Below are 17,616 nucleotides of genomic sequence, written 5' to 3'. Positions count from 1 at the left end.
TATTGCTAAGGAACACCAAAAACGATATGGAAATAGGTTTACAGTAACCTTAGTGGATTTTAGGGATGAACGTAGAAGAAGGTTAAGCAAAATTGCCTGGGGATCAGTACTAGCTGCAGGAGGATTGTTTTTATTAAATAGAATGAATTAATGAAGGTATCTAAAAACACAAAAAAGGCAGGGTTAATACTTATAGGGAGTATGCTAGGCTTTATTGTAGCCAAAAAATATTCTCCAAAAGAAACCTATCCGTTTATCCTGATCGGTGGGTTTTTAGGGAATGTGCTTGGAGAGGAATTGATTAAAGAAATACCTAAGGGAGCACTGCCTGCATTACAAAAAACTTTATGAATATCCAATTGAATACTGAAAATGAATGGATTAGGTTCGTGGGGTTCGAAATAAAACAATAAGATTATGAAAATTAATACGGAAAGCATTTATATCGTAATGCAGCCATATCCTGGAATAGAAGATTTTGAGGAGTTGTTCGTAGATGCAGAACGGAACCTTGCTGACTTGGAAGATTTATTTTCTGGAGGGATTAAAGCAAAGGATATTTTTGGATTATATACCGATAAAAAAAGTGCGCTAAAAGACGCACTCAAGCTTTGGAAGGAAGTTACAAAAGAAAAGACTCCTATAGACGATAACAAAAAAGAACGGTTTAGAGAATTTGTAACCGGGCTTGAAAAACTATCCAATACCCATAATATTGCTATTGCTGCAGTTGGTGGAGTTTACATTTTTGATGAACCACAAATAATCACTTATGATGAGGATCATACTTCAGGAGATTTAGTGGCCTATTGGGATAATCAAAATTGATATCTTAATTATAGAAATATGAAAAAGAAACAGCATCAAGGGGTTTATTTCGAAGGAGAATCTCCTATCAAACTTAAAGCATACTATAAGTATGAACTAGCAGCATTGTACAATGTATGCACCAAAACCTTCTCTTCATGGATTCACACCTATTTAGAAGAATTACAACAGTTTGGGTATAAAAGAAGCACTAAACTCCTTAGGCCTGAAGTAGTAAGGTTTCTTTTTGAACGATTGGGAGAACCTTAGGGCGATAATCGCTATTAAAAAAGTAAACCTCTATTTAGTTATTGATATTCTTATTTAGAAAATTAATGAGTTAAGGATATATTCATGAAGACTTTCCGCAATACGTTCTACACCTCTTATTTGGTATTCAATTTCTAATTCTTCTGAGGCAAAGCTAACATTTTGGCCATTATAAAGATAAATATCAAAATTATAGTCTTTCCAATAAATCCTATATGTATTCAGTTTTTCTTCAAAAAAAGGATGTAAATTTTCCTTACATTTTTTTAAAATTTCATTTTGATCCATATCAAATTCAAAACTGGCAAACCCATATTTTTTGGTAAGCCTTATCCCAGGCATCGGAAATTGAAGAAGTTCTGTAATTTCTTCAGTTTCCAGAAATTCTCGTAGCATTGCGGATGGACTACTATTGTTTGTTTCAAGATTAAGATGTTTCTCTTCCTCTACTGAAAAATCTTTTTTTATTTCAGAATTATGAAGGATCAGGTTTACTTCATCTGTCAATTTTTGATATAATTTTTCGTTCTCCCCTTCTTTACTGAATAGTACGCCTAGTTCATTATTTTTAAGCTCTGAATATTCATAAAGGTTCATAGAGGTAAGTATTCCCATATTTTCATTTAGATAAGCCTTGGCATGCAACCCTTCTTTATAGAGCAATCTACAATTAGCTAAGGAATCTAACTTGTTTTTCTCAGAAGGTTTTAATTCAGATTTTCCATAGACCAACTTTATGGATATCTTTTTTTGATCGGCTCTTTCAAGACGTTCCAATAGCCCTTCAGAAATACTCAAATATGGGGTCAATAAAATAATCTCAATTTGAGCTTCATCTATAACTCTCTCTATAAAATAAGAAATACCCCGAGTGGAAATAATATCAATCATAAGTTGGCAATAATTGAAGCTTATGAAAAATTAAAGGAAATACAGGTTTTATGTAATGTTTGATTTTCTATTTCTAAAGATATTTCAAATATGAAAAATTCCCTAATTTTATTTTTATGAAATTATAATAGACATATAGTGCTATTTATAATACTAAATTATAATCAATAGTTTTAGAGAGTGTATTCAAAATCTCATTATAAAATCTCCATCCACAATTAATCTTTCGTACAAAACAGAATCAACCCGAAACCAGCTTAACCAACCTCCTTATCATTACCAAAACAAAAACAAACGGTAATGAAACGCAAAACCAAAAAAAGAGCAACTTCAGGAAAATCTGCAAATACGAATAGGGTGACCATGATCAGTAGAAAAGCCAAAGAGATCAGAAGAAAGGGAGAGCCCTGGACAGATAGTATTAAAAGAGCCTCTAAAGTACTTAAGAAGCAAGGAAGGTTATAGATGAAACCTCAAGAAATAGTATTACTCGACTTATTTTCTGGAGTGGGTGGTTTTCCATTAGGCTTGAAACAAGCAGGGTTTACAATCAAAAAACACTATTTCAGTGAGGTTGATCCTTATGCTATTGCCAATTATTCCCATAACTTTAAAAATGCTATATATGCAGGCCCTATCGAAAATATCAAAAAAGGAGCTTTTGAAAAACCAGACATTGTCTGCTTCGGTTCCCCATGCCAGGATCTTTCAATTGCTGGAAAACGGGAAGGGATCAAAGGGAGTAAAAGCCGGCTCTTTTTTGAAGCAGTTAGAATCCTTGACACATATCGTCCCGGTCTGTTTATCTTTGAAAATGTCAAAGGGCTTTTCTCCAGTAACCAAGGCAAAGACTTTGAGATCGTACTGCGATCGTTTGCCAACATTGGGCTATATGAGCTCCAATGGCAATTGCTTAATACTGCCTGGGTACTCCCCCAAAATCGAGAGCGCATCTACCTTGTCGGATCACTTAGAGAAAAACCCCGACCTGAAGTATTTCCTATCGGAAAAAGCTGTAAAAAGACTGAAGATTGCACTCGAAAAAAACTCTCGGAAAGGGGCATTGCTCCAACAATTGACACCAAAGTAGGAGATCAAGGAAATTATGCCCCTTATATTTTTACCATCAGAAGTGGTCGAAAATTAAAAGAGGGATCAAAAGTAGAGTTTAGAAAAGATAGAAGTACCAATGATATCACAGGAGCGGATCAGGATAACCTGCTGATCAATAACTGGATCCCTCTTCGAGTAGAAAGAACAGAGAAGGCAAAAAAGATCCGAAAAGCCAATCAAAAAAAAGGAATCGACTATGCCCCATTTCAGGAAAAACAATTTGTACCTCGTAGTGATGGAAAAATGGGGGCTATTACTGCCCATCCTCAACATGAAAACCTATTATGTAATTTAGGAAACGTTCGCAGGCTTATACCGCTAGAATGTGAACGGTTACAAGGGTTTCCGGATCACTGGACAAAATATGGTATTCGGGATGGCAAACAAATTGAACTGAGTGACAGCAGACGGTATCAGTTGATCGGAAATGCCGTCAGTGTTCCTATCGTACAAATCGTTGGAGAAAAAATTAAAAACAGTACCGGTTTTAAAATAAGGGGGGCAAAAATAGGGAAATCCGTGGCCCTGAATACTCCGCTAGATGGTTTGGGAAGAACAGGAAAAACCCCAATAAGTTACTATGGGGGAAAACAGAACCTAACCAAACGCATCCTTTCCTTACTTCCAGAACATAATTTGTACTGTGAACCTTTTGTGGGAGGTGGAGCTGTGTTCTTTGCCAAAGAACCTAGCTCTGTAGAAGTGATTAATGACCTTGATGGAAAGGTGGTTAATTTCTATAGGGTTTGTAAACTTCAGTTTACTAAACTTCAAAAACTGATTCAGTCCACTCCCCATAGTAGAAAATTACATACAGAAGCCAAAGCAATCCTTCAGGATGACACAGAAAAGGATATGGTTAAGAAAGCCTGGGCAGTTTGGGTACAAACCAATATGAGTTTTTCATCCCGAATTTTCGGTGGATATGCTTATGAGCGAAAATCTAACGGAATTACTAAAACTATAGTAAATAAGAAGAATGAATTTACCAGTGCTATCTGTGATCGATTAGATTTGGTGGATATCGAATGTAATGATGCCCTTACCGTTATAAAAAGCAGGGATACCAGGGAAAGCTTCTTTTATGTTGACCCTCCTTATTTTAATTCTGACATGGGTCATTATAAAGGATATAGTAAACAGGATTTTACACAATTATTAGATATATTATCAAAAATAAAAGGGAAGTTTCTGTTGAGTAGTTACCCTTCTGATATATTGGAAAACTATAAAAAGAAGTACAAATGGTCACAGCAATCTGTAGAACAAACCGTTTCTGTAGCTAAAGGAAAACGGGATAAAAAGAAAACAGAAGTCTTTACTGCTAACTATGATATTGGTAAAACAGAACAATCTCTTGCAGGGATACAAAATGAAGTGATATTGCTAAGATCAAAAGCACTTAGAATACGTTTTGCTTTGTTAAAATAGCAACCTATCAGGAGCGAAATCGAATCAAACTGAATTGAGCAAAGGCCAAATGTATAACATTGTTACATGGAAAAGCACTTTATTTCTTTTGACAATTATGAAAGGGCAATTGCCCAGGTTAACCTAAAAACTTTACCAGAAATACTACAAAAGGGGCATCAGTTCTTTATAGAAGCCAAAGGGTTTTATACTCAAGAAAATGAGATCAAAGAAACTATTGATATCTATCTTGATCAGTTAAATGAACATTTGTTCATAGAACAGAATACTACTCTAGGAAATAATAACGCAATAGCAGAAGGGTTTATCAAAAAATTTCTACAAATGCATCGCACCATTCAGCATAGGGATGCATTGAAAGATTATATTTTTGATCTTCAACGTGCTATCTCTAAAAAAGAGATTGCCAAAGACGATCTACACGCATATCATATTGAGCAAATTCAACAAAAACTGATTGTACAACACAACAATTTGATCTTAAAAGAAGAAGTAAAAATCATCATTAACCGTAAATGGAGAAGACAGCTTCATAATATCTTAGCAGGAACAATAGGGACTTTGGGTAGTTTTGATGGGTATACTTCGAATAATGATATTGCCCTGCAGGTTCCAAAAACAAAAAGTTCTGAGCTTTTTACAGCTATAAATAATCAGTCAAAACAAACGGGTACCAATACATTCCGCCTGAATGATGGATTAGGAGATTTATTAGGCGATTTAGAAAAATTTGAATTGGCTCTTACTATTGAAGGAGATCAGGGAGGAGGAAAAACAAGGTTTACGTATCAATTGGCAGATGCTTTTGCAGATATGGGTAATCGCATAGCCATCTTTTCCCTGGAGATCGGAAGCCGTTCTGATTTGATTACCCGGATGAAAGAAGAGTATCTGCAAGCCAAAAACCAACATCAAATTTTTATCACAGATCAATTACCCGAAGGCTACAAAACGATTTCAAATGCAGCTAAAGATTTTGATGTGATCATCATCGATAGTTGGAATAAAACAGGATTGCCTTCACAGGATTTTGATCGCCTTCGCAAACAACATCCAAATACGATATTCATTGTAATCTTTCAACGTACTACACAAAAAACAATCAGAGGAGGGACAGCTCCTCTTTTTGATGCAGGCATTAATATTGAAATCATCAAAACAGATGATACCTTCAGAAATAATTATGCCATTACTTCTAAGAATCGATATGGCGTAACAGGGATTAAGTACAATATTTTTAGTAAAAATATTATAGAAGTTTTCTGACAAAAAAATTAAGTTAATTATTATCAATTCAAAGGCTTAAAAAAATGGTCGATTAATTGAACTTTTGGTTAGAAACCGAGTAATAAAATCTATCAAGTTCAATAAATCGGTTCATTTCCTAAGTTTACCAATTAACACTTAAATGAACCATTATGTTATTTGGATATGCACGTATAAGTACCCCATCCCAGAAATTTGATTTACAAATTGATGCTTTGCTAAAAGCAGGAGTAAAAGAAAAGAATATTTATAAAGATGTTTCTTCTGGAGCAAAAGCAAATCGAAAAAATCTTGATCTACTTTTAAATAAATTACGTGAAGAAGATGTAGTCATTGTTTGGAAGATGGATCGAATCGCTAGGAGTGTTTCCCATATACTAAAGCTTGTTGATGAATTTGAACAATTGGAAGTAGGCTTTAAAAGTTTACAAGAACCTTTTATTGATACAACATCTGCTCATGGAAAATTTGTACTAACTATTTTTAGTGCGGTTGCCGAAATGGAGCGCAATATCATTGTAGAAAGAACATTAGCTGGACAGGAAAGTGCCAGAAGAAGAGGCGCTGTAATTGGCAGACGAAAAGGGCTAAGTAAAAAAGCTGAAGCACAAGCCATTCTAGCAGAGAACTATTACCGAGATGAAAAAAACCAGCTTTCTATTACTGAAATTATGAAGCTAGTCGATATTAATTCCAAAGCGACTCTCTACAAATATTTAGCTCATCGTGGACGTAGAAATTGTGTTATTTGTAAAGCTATGTTTTGGGACAAAGATCAAAATATTGAGAATGGGTATTGTAAAAAACACTATAAACAAAAAGGGAAAAAATAACCAGAATTAAATAAAACTCCTTAATTTAGAACTAACGTAATCGTGCTAATTACCCCTTATCTGGATTAACTCTAGGTAAGGGATTCTTTGTTTTTGAGAGAGTTTATAACAATCTCAAGCGATGATAAAAAGCGTTACTGTGGAAAACCGTAATAATTGTATTAATAGTTTATAGATATTGTGGAGTAAATAAGTTCAGTAATATATTATATAACTAAAAAGAGTAAAATTATGGCACTTAAACCAGGACCAAAAAGAATTGCTAAAACAACAGGTAAACCAGATAGAAGACGGAGAGATAATAAAAATACTCCGGGAAACACACCAAGTTTAAAACCTTCTAAATCAACTAAAAAATAGTTTAACGAAGCGATAACCAAATCATGATGAAACTTATAGTGGAAAATTGGGCTCAAATCACTGTTGTATTGGGAATAATTGGTTATATAATCAAACTATTTCTTGATTCAAATTTTAAGAAAAAAGAAATTTCTTTTTTAAAAATACAAGAAATGAAACTTATTGAGACTAAGGTTTTTTTCCAAAGTTATCAATCTTTCAGCATCGCTTTAGAACAATACATTAACCAATTATTTCACGGGTTACATTCGGAAGAAATTTTCAATAAATTTAGAAAAGAAATAAGAGATTGTCATATTGATTTCGAGTATAAGTGTATGACCATAAAATTATTTTTAAACGATGTTGATATTCAAACAGTAGAAGAAATTTCAGAAGTTTTAAAATCTATTAAAATAGACATTGAAAGATGTATTATTCATATCAATAAAGAAAAAAGGGATCAATATTGGGATAAACTGGAAAAAATTAAAAAAGTACAATTTAGAAAAGAGCTTCCTTCATTAATAAAAAAGATAGAAACAAGTTTAAGAAAAAGTTATAATGTCGCTTAATAGACTTAATAAAAATTCAATAAAACGATGCTATGTCTAAGGAAATAGAAAAGGATATTAGCGATATTAAAAGAATTGCAACCAAATTTAGAAAGGATATATGTAATGGAAATATCAAATTTCCATTCAGTGAAGATTTTCCTCGAGGCTGCTGCGGCAATGCATCAGATTTGTTAAAAAAAGTTTTAGAAGGCAATAGTTTTCAGAATATCATTTATTCCAAAGGATGGAGAAATGAACAGTCACATGGTTGGCTTGAATATAAAGGTTTTATAATTGATATTACCGCAGATCAATTTTGGGATGAGGAAAACGAAGAAATAATTATAATCAATAAAAATAAGTCTGACTTTCATAAACAATTTAAGCCAGGAATATTTTAAAAAAGTTCAATAAAACGATAACGATATGACAAATAATTTAACAGAAAAAATCAAATCTTTAATTGAAGATTTTGAAAAACAGAATCCGGAATCAAAGCAAGATAAAAATGCATTAAAGCAAATATTAGATCAATTGGATGATATGCGATTGTATTCCATTTATAAGAATTCAAAAAGCATGAAAAACCTTTTTTTACCGAGAAAGTTAAAAGTTCAATAAAATGATAAAAATAAAATTTAATTTACAAATAAAAATACAAGGAAAATAAAGGACATGTTCTTTATTCCTTTGTTAGCGTTAATACAAATCTATTATGGCAAGAACTCAACTAGGCATTAACCAACTGAGGACTGAAGAAACTCAAGTTACTGAAGAAGAATTTAATAGTGGAATTAAACTGTATATAAAGTTTGTGGTCACATCTTTAGTGATACTTATTTTATTTATAGTTAGTACTTATTGGCTGAATATAAGTCCCCCAAATACACTTATGTTAATTGGAATTGTATTTAATATAATGGTTAACTGGAGGTAAAATAACGCTAACACCATATATGATGTCCTAGCAGTTAAGTGATGAGTCGAATGGTTCTTCTATTTTTATAAAGGCGCAATGCTTGCAAAAAGTAAAAGTTAGCAATCACTGCGCAGAAAATCGAGAAGCAAGGTAATTTTTTGCACTGCTGCGACACATATATTAAACGTTATACCCAATTAAAACATGCTAATTATGGAAGATGAATTAATTCACCAAATTAAACTGGCAAATATTCACTCTGACATTATTCATAGAATGGGTGGATTGTTGCTTATGTATTACTATACATCTGATAAAATTGAAGAATCTTACGATACCATTAAATGGTATGACAAGGATGATATAAAGAGAAATAATAAAGATAGAATGAAGGAAACAGCTCGAATGTTAAATGGTTATAAAAGTAATTTACACGAGCTTATGATTATTGGAATAAGCAAAGCAGCGGAAGACTTACTGTATGAGTATAATGATAATTTCGAATTAGAAGTTGACTTTTGGAAAAACTGTAAAAGGTTTGAATATTTCAAAGAAATGGGAATAATTAGAAACTTAAATAATTGTATAAAACATTCCAAAGGAGCAATACAACGTGGAATAAAAAGTAGTGATTATCTAATTGATGAAATAGGTTATCCCGAGGGATCCAAAGTTAAAGAGTTAGAAATCGATATTGAAGATTTTATTTTTAAATCGTTTTTGTTTCAAATGGACATATTTTGGAAAACACAAGAAAAGGAAAACCCATACCTAAAATTTAAAGAAGATTACAATTGGTTAAGAAAAAAACTTATTCCAAATTTTATAGAACTATATACCAGAGCATAACAATGGCTCATAAAGTATAGCTTGCCGAAGACGCAACTCAAGCTATGCTTTATAGCTTGGCCGTTAAAAGTTCAAATAAACGATGAAATTCAATCTTGATCTAAAGTTTAAATAACCTAACAAAAACTTACAATCTATGCCACTTAAAAAAAGTTTTGTTGATGATAATGGAAATGAAATGCAATTTTTCATTAACACTGATAATAATTTATACGTAGAAATCAAAAATGAAGATTACCCAGATCGCCCTAACTTTATTGTTTTAGAAAGAGATGATGTAGAGGAAATGATCTTATTATTAACAGACGAATTAAATAAAAAAGTCTAATTAAACGATGCATAAAACTATATATAATCCAGATTTTAAAGTGTTAAAAGAAGATCGCAGCTTTGGATATCAAAAAGAACTTACTGAAAAGCTTGATAATTTAAGAGAAGATTTTGACCAAAACACTTTAAATGAAATAGTTTTGTGGAAAGTAAATCGATATGCATTGTTTTCTAATGAAGCAATGGCGCTTATTAATTCAATTGGTCCAAGTGAAACGAAACTAAACAAAGATAAAATAAGTGTTATTCTATTTAAACTCTTAAAAACTAAAGGAGTTCAATTACCAATGGCTTCAACTATTCTTAGGTTTAAAAACCCCATACTATTTCAAATAATCGATCAGCGGGTATTTAGAATTATTTATCCAAATGAGACTCTGAAATTGAATTCTTATCCATCCGAAAAGAATATTAAGTTTCAAGTGGATCTATATCTCAAATATTTAGAGGATCTCAAGGATGCGTGTAAAAGATTAGAAATTCCATTTGAAAAATCTGATCGTATTTTGTTCATGGCAGATCGTAGAATAAATAAAGAAATAAGTTTAAATAACTATTAAGTAAAGTTCAATAAAACGATTAGTTGTTCCAAAAGAGAAAATTATATATAACATGTTAGATAAATTTGAAGAGTACAAACAGATTATCGAAATGGAGTCCAAAGGTCTTCTAAAAAGAAAGTCTGAGATAGATAAAATAGAAAGTGCTTTAGTTATTAATAATAAAACCTATTATGGCAGAGAATTACGTTTTATACTTTACGATCCAGATAATATTAATACTAAATATTACGTATGGTATTTTTTTGATGCAAATGAAGATTTAGAATTAATAGAGATAAAATATTAAAAGTTCAATAAAACGATGGAAATTTTTGAAAAAATACTTACTCCAATACTCAATGCTTATTTTAATGAGAAAATAGAATCCATTGAAAAAGTAATTATTGATAAAGAGAGGATTGGAACAGTAAATAATATGGAAATAAGAATTTATCCTAACGATCACAATCCTCCTCATTTCCATGTGATATCAAGAGATAAAAAAGTAAATGCCAAATTCAAGATTGAAAATTGTAATTATATAAGTGGAGAAATTAGTGGAAAAGAAAAAAGACGAATAAAATCTTTTTATAATGATCCTAAAACAATTATTGTAATGACTAAGGTCTGGAACAAATATCAAAATAATAATTAAAAGTTCAATAAAACTTATTAGCTCTAATAACCAATGAGGAAGGAAATTAAGATTTTACCAGTAAACCAAATGAAAGTAATTAAAAAAGTAGAATTAGTTACTTCCAATAGTAATGGAACAGGTATCATTTCTGGTTTTATTATATATGAACGCGGACTATCCAAGGATTATAAATTCACAAAAGGTAATAAAAAAGGAAGTACTTTTCAATATCTATCTACGTATCCCAGACAAGAAGATTATCCTAAAGATGATCTTGACCATATAATTTTAGAGGCGATAAAAACGGAGTTTCCTGAAGCAAGATTAAAAAATAAATTGTTATTTTCATCTTCAGATACTGAATATTATAAGAAAATAACAGAACGACCTTTTGAGGTGGCTAATTTTTTAGTAGAACCTGATTTCTCTGGAATTGAACTAGAGCAATTTTCTAATAAAACAATAAATGTCTTTTCAGAAAGTATTAATATCTATAATAATAATATTTCGATGGACTTAATTAAAAATAAAACTTTTAGAGGATCTTGTGATTTTAATGATCGAGAAAAGGTTTATGATAGGATACATAACAACATTGAATTTCGATAAGTAAATTGATTTAAAAGTTAAAAAAACGATAAATGTAAATATAGTTCAGTTCTAAATAAACTGTTATGCCATCTAAAAACGCCTTAATCTTGAAATTTCTTCTTACATCTGCAGAGGAATATGAGACGGATAATATTTCCAAGCAGTTAGAATTATATGACTTTAAGGTATATAATTATAAGATACATAATGGAAAAGAGCTTGAAGATGCATTAAGAAGTGGTATAAAGTATGATTTGTTATATCTAAGTGCACATGGAAATGAAGATGGCTTCACCAATGAAGTTGTCGACTATACTAGTACTTGGAGAGATTTTGGCGAACATATCTATAATTCATTTTGCTTGGCTGAAGAAAACATTTTGCTGTTGTCGTGCTGTAGAGGAGGATTAAACAAGGTGGCTTACGAAATGTTTTACATTTGTGATCAAATAGAGTATATATGTGGCCCGCGGATCTCTCTTGATAGTTCTCAAATGTTAATAGGGTTCAATATTTTTCTATTCAACAAAGAATATCAGGGAATAGATCCTGTGGTTGCAACTGAGAAAATACTTAATGCTACTGACATTAGATTTAAATGTTTCGATAGGATTGAAACAGTTACAGAAACTGGTTATCAGCTCCATGTCCAAATGATTGAAAAAATACCGGTAGATTTTAACCAAGATGGAAATCTAGATGGTATTATTGTAATGGAAAAAGACAAGGATGGTCTTATTTATTCAGAAGAAGATGCAAAAGAACAATCAACTAAAGGAAACCAAAATTAAATACTGATAAATGGACGGAATATTTCAATTATTTAATTGGAGAGAACGTGATTCATATTATTTTAGATTAATCGGAAATAATAAAGAAATACTCTTGTCTAGTGAAGGATATCGTACTAAGGCAGCATGTGAAAATGGAATTGCATCCGTAAAGTATAATTCTCAAAAGGATGATAGATTTAGAATAAAAATTTCTGCAAATGGTAAACATTACTTTAATCTAATTGCTTCAAATGGCCAGATTGTTGGAACCAGTAGTACATATACCTCTGTCGAAGCATGTAAAAATCGCGTTGAAATAATAAAAAAGATTGCTAAAGATGCACCTACTGCGTATCTATAATTATGGAATCAATATTCAATCAAAGTTCAATAAAACGATGAGGAAAGCAATAAAACTCTTTATTTTTTTGGCTTTCACAATTACATATAGTCAAGGTAGTTATAGTCTTGATAGGACGGTTAATGAGAAGAAGTTTTATTACCCAAAGATGTACGATAAGTTTTGGAGAACTTTTAAACCTAATTTGACTGGAGCAGAAGGCCGGATAAAAAAAAGTTGTGAGAAAAAAGATATTTCTGGAAAAGAAGTAACAGTTTTATTCCAACTCATAGAGCATAAAGGATGGGGAAGTTATAAAGGAAATTTAATTGTTAAAATTAAAGGAAGATCTAAAGAGATAACAGTTGATTTTAAATGTTTTGATCCTAATTATGAAAAAGGAGATTGGTTAGGCTCAAAATTAGAAATTCCAAATTGGAAAGATAAATAAGTAAAGTTCAATAAAACGATTCTTTAAATTGAAATTAGAACGCTATCATAGATGTGTCATACAAAACATCATTATTAGTATTCACGCTTTTTGTATTATATTTAAAGGGAAAAATTATCTACACCCCTAACGTATCCACTAACGTCATTCTTCCTTTCATTACCTTATAGGAATACACAATATTAGGGTGCATACTAACCACACAAATTATTCTGATAATGAATACGAAAGAAGAACAAGACAACAAAGAACTAAGAGCAGAGAATAAAAGGCTAAATGCAAAGATTCAAGCATTAGAAAAATCCAATAGGATCAAAAAAAATAGTGTGTTTTGGGTTGTTAAAAAAGTTTTCGGAGTTTTTATTGGTGTAGATTTAAAAAAATCTATCAAACATGGATTTGACGAATATCATGAAACAAAAAACATATCGTCTGAAACTTTATCAAATATAAGTTCTCATCTAATTTGGAGACTTACAAGAATAGGATTTTTTGGAGCTTTTGTAACATTGATCCCATCAATTTTATTAGGGTTACAAACCTTTTTTTTAACAATTCAGAATGATAAGATTGATAATCAGAATATTTTGATAAGCAACCAGAATAAACTCATAAAGTATCAAAACAAGAGGTTAGATCAAGAAATATATTTACAAGAGGCAGGTAGAAGGTCATCTTTGGTCTTTCTTTTTGCGAATGTGATGGATGCAATTGATCAAGAATTAAAGAATTCAGACATTAAAAAAGACAGAAATCTATCTGAACAATTAATTGGTCGTATTGTTTCTTTATCCAAAAGCCTTAAACCTTATAGATATCTTTCCAATGATTCCTTAACCCCTTTAATAAGCCCTGAACGATCACATTTATTTGTAAACCTGATAAATTCAAATCTCGGGGATTATACATATATTAAAATTTTTAATAAAGGCAATTTTAAGTACTTAGAATTAAATGATATTAAAATTGAAAATATCCCATTTGAAAGAGTAGATTTCAGTCATTCAATTTTTAAAAAAGTAGTATTTAAAGGAGGAAATTTAAATACTTTAATTTTGGATCAATGTTATTTGAATTCCGTAGAGTTTTTGAATATCAATGATTTAAGAGATGTCTGGTTAAGAAATAGCTATATTGAGCGATTACGGTTTTCAAATATCAATTTAGAAGATTTATCAATTAAAAATTCTTTTGTAGATAACCTTTTTATGCACAATACGTATTCGTTTGAGATTGAATTAGAGAATTGTATTGTAGGTAAAATGACCTTTGCTGATTCTTTTTCTGTAGGATTAAACGTGAATTGGGAACAGACAGAATCATCTGCTCCTTTTGATCCAAACAATTTTAAAAGATTAGACTCATCAAAGGATCAGCAGGGTGATTATACTAATTCAGCAAATGATAATTGCCTCGTTTTTTCCAATTCTTTTTTCGTTGAAGTGGCCATAGATAAAAGCACATTACCAATGATCAAGAATCCTTATAATTTTAATTTTCACCGTTACCTTTTATGGGAGCTACCAAAGAAAGAAGAGGAATCAACATATTTTGAAATTTACAAACCGCATTTATTAAGAAAAGTGTCCACGTATAATCATGAAAAAGTATATGTATTAAAGGATACGTTGATGACACCAAATAGGATATTGGAAAAGATGAAAAATGAATTATTCATTCGGAAAAACAGTAACCGTTCATATAGTTATTTAGAGGAATATGAATACATTGTTAATCAAGCCAAAAAAATACTTGATTTTGAACATCTTTTGGATGAAAACGATGAATACGATTATAAAAAAGTGGATACACTTGACCAAAGTACCCAACCTTACAATAAACATAATGGTAGTTAATAGCATACTTGCGTATCTGGTATTTGCCGACCATTTTGTTTTAGAAAGAGATAAATACTTTTACTTGGCGACTATTTTTAAGAGTTGATTAGTATCAATTTTTCTGGATTCAACTTTACCATGGTCAACAAAGTCCATCAAAATCCCGGCATATATATGCTACACGTTCCATCAACTTAGAGTTTCATGCATTTATAGTTATTATAGTCTTTACTATAGTTTATCGAAGATTCTAATATTTATTTTTTTGCTCCTAAAATTGATAAATCTAGTATATGGGTCAATTATGAGTAGTATTCATATAGATATTGAATTGAATGAAAGAGCAAAAGAATTTAAGAATTATTACGGATTAACAACTTACGAGGCTTTTTCTCTTGCTATGTAAAAAAAGCAAAATAAGCTCCTTGAAGAACTATTAAAAGTCTAAATAAACGATCAAAAATCCAGTACATTGTTTAAGGCTTCATCAGTTTTTGTATGATCAAAATTAGACTGATATCCAATAGTTGTGCTTAAATGAGAATGCCTGTATAATTTTTGTAGCATTTGTACAGGAATATTGGATCCTGCAATATTCCCAAAACTATGTCTAGAAATATGGTTTGTGATTTTCTTATTTATTTCAGCCTTTTCAGCGATCTTTTTTAGATGTACATTAAATTTTGTTGCTGCAGCATTTATTTTTCGCTCAATATCTCTAGGGTCTTTTAGGTTTGCTTTTTTTAACTCAGGGAACACAAAATCATTAGTGTTCATTTTATATTTTTCATAGCGAGATAATATACGTAGTGCTTTTTCAGGAAGTTCTAGTGAATCTGGTTTTTCGTTTTTGCCCATCTGATAATACAATCTCCCACTTTGAATATCGTTCCACTTTAAGTGCAACGTATCACTAATACGGATTCCCGCCAGATAAAAGGAAAAAAGAAATACATTTCTGGTATGCCATGTAGTTGAGCCTTCTTCTAATTCTAGAGTTTCGATCTTCTTTATTTCCTCTTTATCCAATCCTATTTTTAAAGTCTTACCAGGCTTCACCTTCAGCTTACGTTTTCCAAAAGGATAATATTCTGCATCTACAATACCTTCAGTAATGGCTTTATTAAATATAGTTCTTACTACTGATAAGCAATTTGCTCTTGAAGTTTTGGATTTGAGACCGTTTGCTTTCATATATACCTCATATCTCTTGAGCAAAGCTTCTGTAATATTTTCAAAATGAATATCATCTCCATTCAGGAAATTTTTAAACTTTTCTACTCTGCTTACATCTGAAGAATAACCCCGTTTGTTGGATAACTCTTTTTCTTTAAGATATTCTTCGGCCAATTTTGAAAAAGTCATTGAATCTCGATTCCCTTTTAAAATTGTCATCAATTGACCAGCAGTAAACTTTTTACCTTTAGCTTCGAAGTCAAGGATTAAATTCTTTGCACGTACATATTCATTATCAATAAGGTTATTTAACCGTTTGTAGCTATGATGAGATTGTCTTACTTCCCTTTTTTCTTCATTCCAATCTTTAAGCTTTATGTATTCCAAGAATTTATACTTTGGAATACGATCTTTAGTAATCCGTAAAGCTATTGGATGCTGCCCTTTAGAATTTTGTTTACTTTTATATAATAAAATTTTAACTGAAGCCATGTGATAACTATTTGTATTCAAGACAAATATAATCAATAAGGTTAAACATAGGTTAAACTATTTGAAGGTTTTAAATGATTTTAAGCAACACTAATAAACAATGTAAAATTACTAATAGCGATGATTATTAGTGATTTATGTTTCTTAGCGTTACTTGATGTACCTACCTATTAGAATTTAAAAACCTGCGAGGGCAATAGTGTTTTATGTAGAAGCTTTTTTTCCTGATCGTATTATGAAATATAGACCAGCTAGGATAAAAGGTATACTTAGCCATTGTCCTGTAGATAAAGATTCTCCTAAGGCATCCTCAAACCCTCCTTGACTTTTCTTAACAAATTCTACGAGAAAGCGTACTGTCCAGAGCAAAACTAAAAATGCTCCAAACAGAAAACCTTTATTATTTCGTTTATCTGTTTTCCAATAAATCACCCAAAGAATAATTGCAACAAATACATAGCCAAAAGCTTCATATAGTTGTGCTGGATGACGATAAGGTATGGTATCCAGCAAGCTTGAAAATTTGGGGTTATTGACTAATGCAGAATAGGCTTCATTTACATTCTGTATCCCCGTTTCCTGTATTACTTGGGCTTTACTCACTCCATCTCGAACAAACTTTACTCCAAAAGCAGAATCACCAGATGCTTTGCCAATAATTTCTGAATTAAAAAAGTTTCCTAAACGAACAAATATAGCTCCAAAAGCCACAGGGATTACTATTCTGTCTAATACCCAAAGGATATGCTTTTGAATTACATTTTTAGAATAATAATACATTGCAATAATCATCCCGATTGCTGCACCATGACTTGCTAAACCTTGAAAACCTGTAAACTCAAACTCTGGTCTAAATCTAAAAGGTAAAAGAATTTCTAAAAGATTATTTTTATAATGATCCCAATCATAAAAGAATACATGTCCTAAACGCGCTCCAAGTAGTGTCGCTATGACCGCATAGATAAATATAGAATCTAATTTTTCTATTGAAATACTTTCGCGGATATAGATTTTTTTCATCAGGAACCAACCTAATGAGAAGGCAATTACGAACATTAAACTGTAAAAACGAATAACAAAAAAGCCGAGATCTATTCCTTCAACAGGATTCCATATAATTTTTGATAATATCATGAATGCGTTTTATTTTTCGAAAGTAAATATAGGTATT

24 protein-coding genes are annotated in these 17,616 nt (G+C 31.2%); 21 read left to right on the top strand and 3 right to left on the bottom strand.

What is annotated here, in order from left to right; translation table 11 throughout:
- The first annotated feature begins 150 nt into the window (after positions 1 to 150).
- The 3 genes from FOF46_RS28180 (at position 151) to FOF46_RS28170 (ending at position 1,077) form a co-directional block, all read left to right on the top strand.
- Positions 151 to 351: a hypothetical protein gene (locus tag FOF46_RS28180; protein ID WP_143918811.1), complete on the top strand. Its 201-nt coding sequence runs from the start codon at positions 151 to 153 to the stop codon at positions 349 to 351.
- A 66-nt stretch (positions 352 to 417) separates the two neighbouring features.
- Positions 418 to 828 (top strand): hypothetical protein, encoded by a 411-nt coding sequence (locus FOF46_RS28175; RefSeq protein WP_143918810.1) that lies wholly within the window; start codon positions 418 to 420, stop codon positions 826 to 828.
- An 18-nt stretch (positions 829 to 846) separates the two neighbouring features.
- Positions 847 to 1,077, top strand: a complete 231-nt coding sequence (locus FOF46_RS28170; RefSeq protein ID WP_143918809.1) for a DUF4248 domain-containing protein — start codon at positions 847 to 849, stop codon at positions 1,075 to 1,077.
- Between the two features lie 54 nt (positions 1,078 to 1,131).
- Here the strand turns inward: FOF46_RS28170 and FOF46_RS28165 are convergent, their stop codons facing one another.
- Entirely contained in the window at positions 1,132 to 1,968 is an 837-nt protein-coding gene (locus tag FOF46_RS28165) for a phospholipase D family protein (RefSeq protein ID WP_143918808.1), read from the bottom strand.
- Between the two features lie 300 nt (positions 1,969 to 2,268).
- Here FOF46_RS28165 and FOF46_RS31830 point away from each other — a divergent pair, with 300 nt between their 5' ends.
- From FOF46_RS31830 to FOF46_RS28085, 18 genes are all read left to right on the top strand, one after another.
- Complete coding sequence (locus FOF46_RS31830; RefSeq protein ID WP_167571975.1) at positions 2,269 to 2,433, top strand: hypothetical protein; 165 nt, start codon at positions 2,269 to 2,271, stop codon at positions 2,431 to 2,433.
- Positions 2,434 to 4,512, top strand: a complete 2,079-nt coding sequence (dcm, locus tag FOF46_RS28160) for a DNA (cytosine-5-)-methyltransferase (RefSeq protein WP_143918807.1) — start codon at positions 2,434 to 2,436, stop codon at positions 4,510 to 4,512.
- 66 nt (positions 4,513 to 4,578) lie between these two features.
- On the top strand, positions 4,579 to 5,778 hold the full coding sequence (locus FOF46_RS28155; protein WP_143918806.1) for an antirestriction protein: 1,200 nt from the start codon (positions 4,579 to 4,581) through the stop codon (positions 5,776 to 5,778).
- Between the two features lie 152 nt (positions 5,779 to 5,930).
- Positions 5,931 to 6,611, top strand: coding sequence for a recombinase family protein (locus FOF46_RS28150; RefSeq protein ID WP_143918805.1), 681 nt, complete (start codon positions 5,931 to 5,933; stop codon positions 6,609 to 6,611).
- Positions 6,612 to 6,842: 231 nt separating this feature from the next.
- Complete coding sequence (locus FOF46_RS33005) at positions 6,843 to 6,971, top strand: hypothetical protein (protein WP_262713271.1); 129 nt, start codon at positions 6,843 to 6,845, stop codon at positions 6,969 to 6,971.
- A gap of 23 nt (positions 6,972 to 6,994) precedes the next feature.
- Positions 6,995 to 7,525, top strand: a complete 531-nt coding sequence (locus tag FOF46_RS28145) for a hypothetical protein (RefSeq protein ID WP_208746829.1) — start codon at positions 6,995 to 6,997, stop codon at positions 7,523 to 7,525.
- A 32-nt stretch (positions 7,526 to 7,557) separates the two neighbouring features.
- Positions 7,558 to 7,908, top strand: a complete 351-nt coding sequence (locus tag FOF46_RS28140) for a hypothetical protein (protein ID WP_143918803.1) — start codon at positions 7,558 to 7,560, stop codon at positions 7,906 to 7,908.
- Between the two features lie 25 nt (positions 7,909 to 7,933).
- Positions 7,934 to 8,128: a hypothetical protein gene (locus tag FOF46_RS28135; protein ID WP_143918802.1), complete on the top strand. Its 195-nt coding sequence runs from the start codon at positions 7,934 to 7,936 to the stop codon at positions 8,126 to 8,128.
- Between the two features lie 511 nt (positions 8,129 to 8,639).
- Positions 8,640 to 9,275, top strand: a complete 636-nt coding sequence (locus tag FOF46_RS28130; protein WP_143918801.1) for a hypothetical protein — start codon at positions 8,640 to 8,642, stop codon at positions 9,273 to 9,275.
- Between the two features lie 136 nt (positions 9,276 to 9,411).
- A complete protein-coding gene (locus FOF46_RS28125; RefSeq protein ID WP_143918800.1) occupies positions 9,412 to 9,603 on the top strand; it encodes a hypothetical protein in 192 nt (63 codons plus the stop codon).
- Between the two features lie 7 nt (positions 9,604 to 9,610).
- Positions 9,611 to 10,165, top strand: coding sequence for a hypothetical protein (locus tag FOF46_RS28120; RefSeq protein WP_143918799.1), 555 nt, complete (start codon positions 9,611 to 9,613; stop codon positions 10,163 to 10,165).
- A 91-nt stretch (positions 10,166 to 10,256) separates the two neighbouring features.
- On the top strand, positions 10,257 to 10,454 hold the full coding sequence (locus tag FOF46_RS28115) for a hypothetical protein (RefSeq protein WP_143918798.1): 198 nt from the start codon (positions 10,257 to 10,259) through the stop codon (positions 10,452 to 10,454).
- Between the two features lie 15 nt (positions 10,455 to 10,469).
- The gene (locus tag FOF46_RS28110) at positions 10,470 to 10,802 is read left to right on the top strand and encodes a DUF4160 domain-containing protein (RefSeq protein WP_143918797.1); all 333 of its coding nucleotides are present in this window, start codon (positions 10,470 to 10,472) and stop codon (positions 10,800 to 10,802) included.
- Positions 10,803 to 10,871: 69 nt separating this feature from the next.
- Positions 10,872 to 11,393: a hypothetical protein gene (locus FOF46_RS28105; RefSeq protein WP_167571974.1), complete on the top strand. Its 522-nt coding sequence runs from the start codon at positions 10,872 to 10,874 to the stop codon at positions 11,391 to 11,393.
- 89 nt (positions 11,394 to 11,482) lie between these two features.
- Positions 11,483 to 12,166, top strand: coding sequence for a hypothetical protein (locus FOF46_RS28100; RefSeq protein WP_208746828.1), 684 nt, complete (start codon positions 11,483 to 11,485; stop codon positions 12,164 to 12,166).
- A gap of 10 nt (positions 12,167 to 12,176) precedes the next feature.
- Positions 12,177 to 12,509: a YegP family protein gene (locus FOF46_RS28095; RefSeq protein WP_143918794.1), complete on the top strand. Its 333-nt coding sequence runs from the start codon at positions 12,177 to 12,179 to the stop codon at positions 12,507 to 12,509.
- Between the two features lie 37 nt (positions 12,510 to 12,546).
- Complete coding sequence (locus tag FOF46_RS28090) at positions 12,547 to 12,939, top strand: hypothetical protein (RefSeq protein ID WP_143918793.1); 393 nt, start codon at positions 12,547 to 12,549, stop codon at positions 12,937 to 12,939.
- Positions 12,940 to 13,157: 218 nt separating this feature from the next.
- The gene (locus FOF46_RS28085; protein ID WP_143918792.1) at positions 13,158 to 14,795 is read left to right on the top strand and encodes a pentapeptide repeat-containing protein; all 1,638 of its coding nucleotides are present in this window, start codon (positions 13,158 to 13,160) and stop codon (positions 14,793 to 14,795) included.
- Between the two features lie 438 nt (positions 14,796 to 15,233).
- On the opposite strand, the gene FOF46_RS28080 is transcribed toward FOF46_RS28085, so the two are convergent.
- Both FOF46_RS28080 and lgt read right to left on the bottom strand, forming a co-directional pair.
- On the bottom strand, positions 15,234 to 16,445 hold the full coding sequence (locus FOF46_RS28080; RefSeq protein WP_143918791.1) for a site-specific integrase: 1,212 nt from the start codon (positions 16,443 to 16,445) through the stop codon (positions 15,234 to 15,236).
- A gap of 204 nt (positions 16,446 to 16,649) precedes the next feature.
- Complete coding sequence (gene lgt, locus FOF46_RS28075) at positions 16,650 to 17,579, bottom strand: prolipoprotein diacylglyceryl transferase (protein ID WP_109439001.1); 930 nt, start codon at positions 17,577 to 17,579, stop codon at positions 16,650 to 16,652.
- Positions 17,580 to 17,616: the final 37 nt, after the last annotated feature.

Source organism: Aquimarina algiphila (genome assembly GCF_007489275.1).
Taxonomy (GTDB): domain Bacteria; phylum Bacteroidota; class Bacteroidia; order Flavobacteriales; family Flavobacteriaceae; genus Aquimarina; species Aquimarina algiphila.
The sequence above is the reverse complement of the archived record's forward strand: the minus strand, read 5'-3'. Positions and strand labels throughout refer to the sequence as shown.

Coding starts and splice junctions, on each gene's coding strand:
- FOF46_RS28135 (WP_143918802.1), top strand. CDS start 7,934: ATGACAAATAATTTAACAGAAAAAATCAAATCTTTAATTGAAGATTTT.
- dcm (WP_143918807.1), top strand. CDS start 2,434: ATGAAACCTCAAGAAATAGTATTACTCGACTTATTTTCTGGAGTGGGT.
- FOF46_RS28115 (WP_143918798.1), top strand. CDS start 10,257: ATGGAGTCCAAAGGTCTTCTAAAAAGAAAGTCTGAGATAGATAAAATA.
- FOF46_RS28080 (WP_143918791.1), bottom strand. CDS start 16,445: ATGGCTTCAGTTAAAATTTTATTATATAAAAGTAAACAAAATTCTAAA.
- FOF46_RS31830 (WP_167571975.1), top strand. CDS start 2,269: ATGAAACGCAAAACCAAAAAAAGAGCAACTTCAGGAAAATCTGCAAAT.
- FOF46_RS28150 (WP_143918805.1), top strand. CDS start 5,931: ATGTTATTTGGATATGCACGTATAAGTACCCCATCCCAGAAATTTGAT.
- FOF46_RS28155 (WP_143918806.1), top strand. CDS start 4,579: ATGGAAAAGCACTTTATTTCTTTTGACAATTATGAAAGGGCAATTGCC.
- FOF46_RS28090 (WP_143918793.1), top strand. CDS start 12,547: ATGAGGAAAGCAATAAAACTCTTTATTTTTTTGGCTTTCACAATTACA.
- FOF46_RS28130 (WP_143918801.1), top strand. CDS start 8,640: ATGGAAGATGAATTAATTCACCAAATTAAACTGGCAAATATTCACTCT.
- FOF46_RS28085 (WP_143918792.1), top strand. CDS start 13,158: ATGAATACGAAAGAAGAACAAGACAACAAAGAACTAAGAGCAGAGAAT.
- FOF46_RS28145 (WP_208746829.1), top strand. CDS start 6,995: ATGATGAAACTTATAGTGGAAAATTGGGCTCAAATCACTGTTGTATTG.
- FOF46_RS28175 (WP_143918810.1), top strand. CDS start 418: ATGAAAATTAATACGGAAAGCATTTATATCGTAATGCAGCCATATCCT.
- FOF46_RS28095 (WP_143918794.1), top strand. CDS start 12,177: ATGGACGGAATATTTCAATTATTTAATTGGAGAGAACGTGATTCATAT.
- FOF46_RS28120 (WP_143918799.1), top strand. CDS start 9,611: ATGCATAAAACTATATATAATCCAGATTTTAAAGTGTTAAAAGAAGAT.
- FOF46_RS28170 (WP_143918809.1), top strand. CDS start 847: ATGAAAAAGAAACAGCATCAAGGGGTTTATTTCGAAGGAGAATCTCCT.
- FOF46_RS28110 (WP_143918797.1), top strand. CDS start 10,470: ATGGAAATTTTTGAAAAAATACTTACTCCAATACTCAATGCTTATTTT.
- FOF46_RS28140 (WP_143918803.1), top strand. CDS start 7,558: ATGTCTAAGGAAATAGAAAAGGATATTAGCGATATTAAAAGAATTGCA.
- FOF46_RS33005 (WP_262713271.1), top strand. CDS start 6,843: ATGGCACTTAAACCAGGACCAAAAAGAATTGCTAAAACAACAGGTAAA.
- FOF46_RS28105 (WP_167571974.1), top strand. CDS start 10,872: ATGAAAGTAATTAAAAAAGTAGAATTAGTTACTTCCAATAGTAATGGA.
- FOF46_RS28180 (WP_143918811.1), top strand. CDS start 151: ATGAAGGTATCTAAAAACACAAAAAAGGCAGGGTTAATACTTATAGGG.
- FOF46_RS28125 (WP_143918800.1), top strand. CDS start 9,412: ATGCCACTTAAAAAAAGTTTTGTTGATGATAATGGAAATGAAATGCAA.
- lgt (WP_109439001.1), bottom strand. CDS start 17,579: ATGATATTATCAAAAATTATATGGAATCCTGTTGAAGGAATAGATCTC.
- FOF46_RS28165 (WP_143918808.1), bottom strand. CDS start 1,968: ATGATTGATATTATTTCCACTCGGGGTATTTCTTATTTTATAGAGAGA.